Source organism: Faecalibacterium hattorii, from assembly GCF_003287455.1.
In the GTDB taxonomy this organism is placed as follows: Bacteria; Bacillota; Clostridia; order Oscillospirales; family Ruminococcaceae; genus Faecalibacterium; species Faecalibacterium hattorii.
This window is the reverse complement of record NZ_PRLC01000030.1, coordinates 1-4,340: the sequence shown is the minus strand read 5'-3', so window position 1 is coordinate 4,340 and position 4,340 is coordinate 1. Positions and strand designations below refer to the sequence as shown.

At 63.5% G+C, this 4,340-nt stretch carries 5 protein-coding genes, 1 tRNA gene and 1 riboswitch; of the genes, 1 reads left to right on the top strand and 5 read right to left on the bottom strand.

The genetic code is table 11. The features are described 5' to 3' along the window. Positions 1-4: 4 nt before the first annotated feature. Together C4N23_RS13485 and thiT are read right to left on the bottom strand one after the other, a co-directional pair. Positions 5-80 (bottom strand) — tRNA-Ala (locus C4N23_RS13485). A gap of 149 nt (positions 81-229) precedes the next feature. Beyond that, the gene (gene thiT / locus C4N23_RS13480) at positions 230-802 is read right to left on the bottom strand and encodes an energy-coupled thiamine transporter ThiT (RefSeq protein WP_055190381.1); all 573 of its coding nucleotides are present in this window, start codon (positions 800-802) and stop codon (positions 230-232) included. An 83-nt stretch (positions 803-885) separates the two neighbouring features. Then, positions 886-987: riboswitch (TPP riboswitch) on the bottom strand. Between the two features lie 109 nt (positions 988-1,096). Here thiT and C4N23_RS13475 point away from each other — a divergent pair. Next, the gene (locus tag C4N23_RS13475) at positions 1,097-1,345 is read left to right on the top strand and encodes a sporulation transcriptional regulator SpoIIID (RefSeq protein ID WP_055190383.1); all 249 of its coding nucleotides are present in this window, start codon (positions 1,097-1,099) and stop codon (positions 1,343-1,345) included. A 48-nt stretch (positions 1,346-1,393) separates the two neighbouring features. Here C4N23_RS13475 and sigG read toward each other — a convergent pair whose 3' ends face one another. The 3 genes from sigG to C4N23_RS13460 form a co-directional block, all read right to left on the bottom strand. Beyond that, positions 1,394-2,161: an RNA polymerase sporulation sigma factor SigG gene (sigG, locus tag C4N23_RS13470; RefSeq protein ID WP_055190385.1), complete on the bottom strand. Its 768-nt coding sequence runs from the start codon at positions 2,159-2,161 to the stop codon at positions 1,394-1,396. 290 nt (positions 2,162-2,451) lie between these two features. Continuing rightward, a complete protein-coding gene (gene sigE, locus C4N23_RS13465; RefSeq protein WP_112146642.1) occupies positions 2,452-3,147 on the bottom strand; it encodes an RNA polymerase sporulation sigma factor SigE in 696 nt (231 codons plus the stop codon). Between the two features lie 75 nt (positions 3,148-3,222). Then, complete coding sequence (locus C4N23_RS13460) at positions 3,223-4,041, bottom strand: sigma-E processing peptidase SpoIIGA (protein ID WP_181567140.1); 819 nt, start codon at positions 4,039-4,041, stop codon at positions 3,223-3,225. Positions 4,042-4,340: the final 299 nt, after the last annotated feature.

Here is a 4,340-nt window from a genome sequence, read left to right as displayed (position 1 = left end):
TTTTTGGTGGAGAATAGCGGGATCGAACCGCTGACCTCTTGCATGCCATGCAAGCGCTCTCCCAGCTGAGCTAATCCCCCACATATTCGGTTCAGTGTCTTGCGACGTGAGTTATTATACCAGCCGGGAGAGGAGTTGTCAACACCATTTTGCAAATTTCTGCGCAAAAAAGCGCCCCGGCAGGCGGTAAAGCTGCCGGGGCGCGATGGTGCGTGGAAAATTCAAAAGATCAGTTCGCAGCGTACTGGCGGTCGAAGATCTGGGGTGCCACCTTGATGAGCAGGACGGCGGCCACCAGCGTGAGGAGGGTCTCCGGCAGCATGTAGCTGGCGTTGTAGACCAAGCTGTAGGTCCAAGCGCTCAGGCCCTCGTTCAGGTTGCCCCAGACCAGCACGCCGGACAGGAAGCTGCACATGAAGCGCAGGAAACCGGCCATGAAGGTGCCGAAGGCCACGCCGACCATCCGGTTCTTGAAGGGGCGGGCGAACAGCTCGGCGGTGCCCAGCGCCATGAAGGCCACGATGTAGTCCAGCAGGATCTCACCGAGGAAGTACAGGAAGGTGGGCGTCGGGGGTGCCCAGAAGCCCAGCAGCATCTGGAGGCAGCCGTTGACGAAGCCGGTGAACAGGCCCCACTTCACGCCGTGGCGGAAGGACACCAGCACGAAGGGCAGCATGCTCAGCAGGGTGACGCTGCCGCCGTTGGGCATCGTGAAGATCTTGATGTTGGACAGAACGGTGCCGATGGCGATCATCAGCGCGCACTCCACCAGAATGCGGGTCTTGGAATAAGTTTTCGACATTTTGGATTCGCTCCTCTGAAAATAGTACACAAAAACAAAATGCGTCCGCAACAGCAGACGCAGAGGCTTCGTTTGTGAAAGATGGGAACGTTTCGCAAACTACCTACGCCGGCATTACCCGGATCAGGTTCAAGGGTACTCCGCACGGTGCGGATCTCAGCCTTTCGGCGCCCCTGTTTTCATGTCCGCTTCCAGTATAGCCGCCCGCGGCCAAAAGTCAAGCCCCGGCGGGCATATTGGCGCACTCCGCCTCATATTTTTTACCAAGGAGTCTTGCGGAGGAGGGGACGGGACATGAAAGTGGAACCGGAGCAGCGGGCCGCGCTGCTGGGAGAATACATTGCGGAGCACAGCGCGACGGTGCGGGCGGCGGCGCGGGCCTTCGGGTGCAGCAAATCCACCGTGCACAAGGACGTTTCGGCCCGGCTGCGGAAGGTGGACCCCGCTTTGTTCCGGCGGGTACAGGCCGTGCTGGCCCGGAACAAGGCGGAACGGCACCTGCGGGGCGGGGCGGCCACCCGCCGGAAATACAGCAAAAAATAAAAGCAGCGGCGCATTCCTTTATAAATAAGGTGTGCGCCGCTTTTGCTGCTAGTGGTGGGTGCGGAACTGTTCCAGCGCGGCCTTTTCCAGCCGGCTGACCTGCGCTTGGCTGATGCCGATCTCCCGCGCCACCTCCATCTGGGTCTCACCCTTGAGGTAGCGCAGCTCCATGATCCGCTTTTCGCGCGGGGTGAGGGCGGCCACCGTCTCGCGAAATTCGAGGCCGCTGATCCAACTGTCCTCGCCGTCCGGGTCGCGTACTTGATCGATGACGTACATCGCGTCGCCGCCGTCGGTGTAGAGAGGCTCTTCGAGGCTGAGGGGCTCCACCACTGATTCCAGCGCTGCCGTCACCTCCGGGCGGGCAAGGCCCGTCTGCCGGGCGATCTCGTCCACGGTTGGCTCCCGGCCCAATTGCTTTTCCAGCGTTTCCCGCGCCTGCATGGCCTTGTAGGCCGTGTCCCGCAGCGAGCGGCTGACCCGCAGGGTGTTGTTGTCCCGCAGAAAACGCCGGATCTCGCCGATGATCATCGGCACGCCGTAGGTGGAGAACCGCACGTTCTGGGCGGGGTCGAAGTTGTCGATGGCCTTGATGAGCCCGATGCAGCCCACCTGAAACAGGTCGTCGAGGTTCTCGCCCCGCTGGGTGAACCGCTGCACCACGCTGAGCACCAGCCGCAGGTTGCCCTCGATCATCTCCTGCCGCGCGGCGGCGTCGCCCGCGTGGGCCTTGGTCAGCAGCTCCCGTTTCTGCGCTTCGGTCAGGATGGGAAGCTGGGCCGTATCCATCCCGCAGAGTTCCACTTTGTTGTACATCCGCGCCCCTCCGGTTTCGTTTTGACGTTACCGGAAGTATGGGGCGGGGGAGAGGGGAGAATACATGGGAATATTTGACGGCCTTCTCTTGCGCTGTGCTGCACAAAGGCGCAGTGTTCTCGCTGCCGGGCTTGCCCTCTCAGGCGCTTCGCGCCAGCTGTCCCCTTCTGGCACTATCGTGCCACCTCCCCCGGCCGGGGGAGTCTTTCCCAAAGTGGGAGCCCTTGGCATGTCGGTGGGGCTTGAGCTGGATGAAAAAGCACGATGTTTCGGAAGATGGTGGGCTCTGCTTATTCCTCCAGCTTTTTCTTCAGCTCCCGAATGATCCTTTTTTCAAGGCGGGAGATATAGCTCTGGCTGATGCCGAGGGCGTCGGCGGCTTCTTTCTGGGTGCGCTCCACGCCGTCCACAAGGCCGAAGCGCAGTTCCATGATCTGCCGCTCCCGCGGGGAGAGCAGCGCGACCGACTGGCGGAGCGTGGCCCGCTCGGCGTTCTGTTCGAGCCGCTGGCTGACCAGATCTTCGTCGCTGCCGAGGATGTCGGAGAGGAGAAGCTCGTTGCCGTCGCCGTCCACGTTGAGGGGCTCGTCGATGCTGGCCTCTTGGCGGCGGTTGGAACTTTTGCGTAAGTACATCAGAATTTCGTTGCCGATGCAGCGGCTGGCGTAGGTGGCCAGCTTGATGTTCCGCTCCGGCGTGAAGGTGTTGACCGCCTTGATGAGCCCGATGGTGCCGATGGAGATCATGTCCTCGGCGGGGACGCCGGTGTTCTCGTACTTTTTGGCGAGGTAGACCACCAGCCGCAGATTGTGGGTGATGAGGTCATCCCGCGCGGCGCGGTCCCCCGCCATCATCCGGGCGAGCAGGGTCTTTTCCTCCTCCGGCGTCAGCGGCGGCGGCAGACTGGGCGCCCCGGCGACATAATGCGCCGAGGAGGGGCAGGAGAGGAGGAGAAGAAGACGGCGGAGAAATGAGAAAAGGCGCATCAAAAAGATACCTCCTAGACATTGTAAAAGCAAAACTGACGCAAGGATGCCCCGGCGGCGAGACTTCACCTCAGTTTAGATTGAGCACATCGCTTCCTCCCCTGCCAGCATCTCCCAGCCGCCCGGCGGGGGCGGGAGGTCGCAGAAAGCGGCGTAGAGGGGCCGGGCCGGGGCTGACGCGAGGGCGGCGGGGACGGCGGGCAGGATGCAGTGGCCCGCGACGGTGGTGCAGGGGACGAACCGCAGCGCAAGCTCCGGCGGAGGCGGGGCGGTACCGCCGGAAAAGTAGGCGGATAAGTAGGCCCCCAGCGGGGGCGGCAGGGCGCTTTGGGCGGCGGCGTACCGCACCAGCACCACGGCCCGGCCCGAAAGCGGCTCCTGCACCGAGAAGCCGGTGTCGCAGAAGGCCCGGAGCGGCAGCGCGGCCCCGGCCACGAGCAGGGTGGCTGGGACTGTCTGCCCGCCGCGCCGCCCCAGCAGCCGCAGCACGCCCTGCACGGCCAGATACACGCCCCCGGCGCAGAGGAGCAGTAGCCCCGGCGAAAGGGGCAGATAGACGCTGAAATTGTTGCTGTGGGCACCGGGCAGGAGCACCGCCCCCGTCAGCGCGAGGTGGAGAGCCATGAACCATGCCGCCAGCCGCAGAAAGCACCGCGCCCCCGGCCAGCCGTAGGCAGCGAGGACGATGACCGCCCCGGTGGCTGTCTGGTACGCCAGCCCCAGCGGCCATGGAACCGTCGGGGCCAGCAGGATGAGGGAGGCCGCCGCCCCCAGCGCCGCCCCGGCCGTGACCCGCCATCCGCTTGCTGTGACTCCGCTCAGCAGCCCCGCCGCCAGCAAAAACAACGCTGTGGTGACGAAATTTACCAAAAGCAGCACATCAAGATAGATCACCGTGCGGATATGCCCCGCCCCCTTTGGGGAGAGTATAGCAGATGCACCCGGTAAGAAAGCGCGAAATGGGGGATACGACCTTGTCATACGCTGTGGGAAACAAAGGCGCAGAGTTCTCGCTGGCGGGCTTGCCCTCTCTCCACCGTGAGCACCTGCTAAACAAAGGCCCTGCCATCCCGTCCGCGGGCTTGCCCTCTCCGTCATCGCTTCGCGATGCCACCTCTCCCAAAGTGAGAGGCCTTGGCAGTCCGCAAAGTTTGCAGTTCAGCACTTTACGCCCTGCTGCCGCAAAGGGAGCC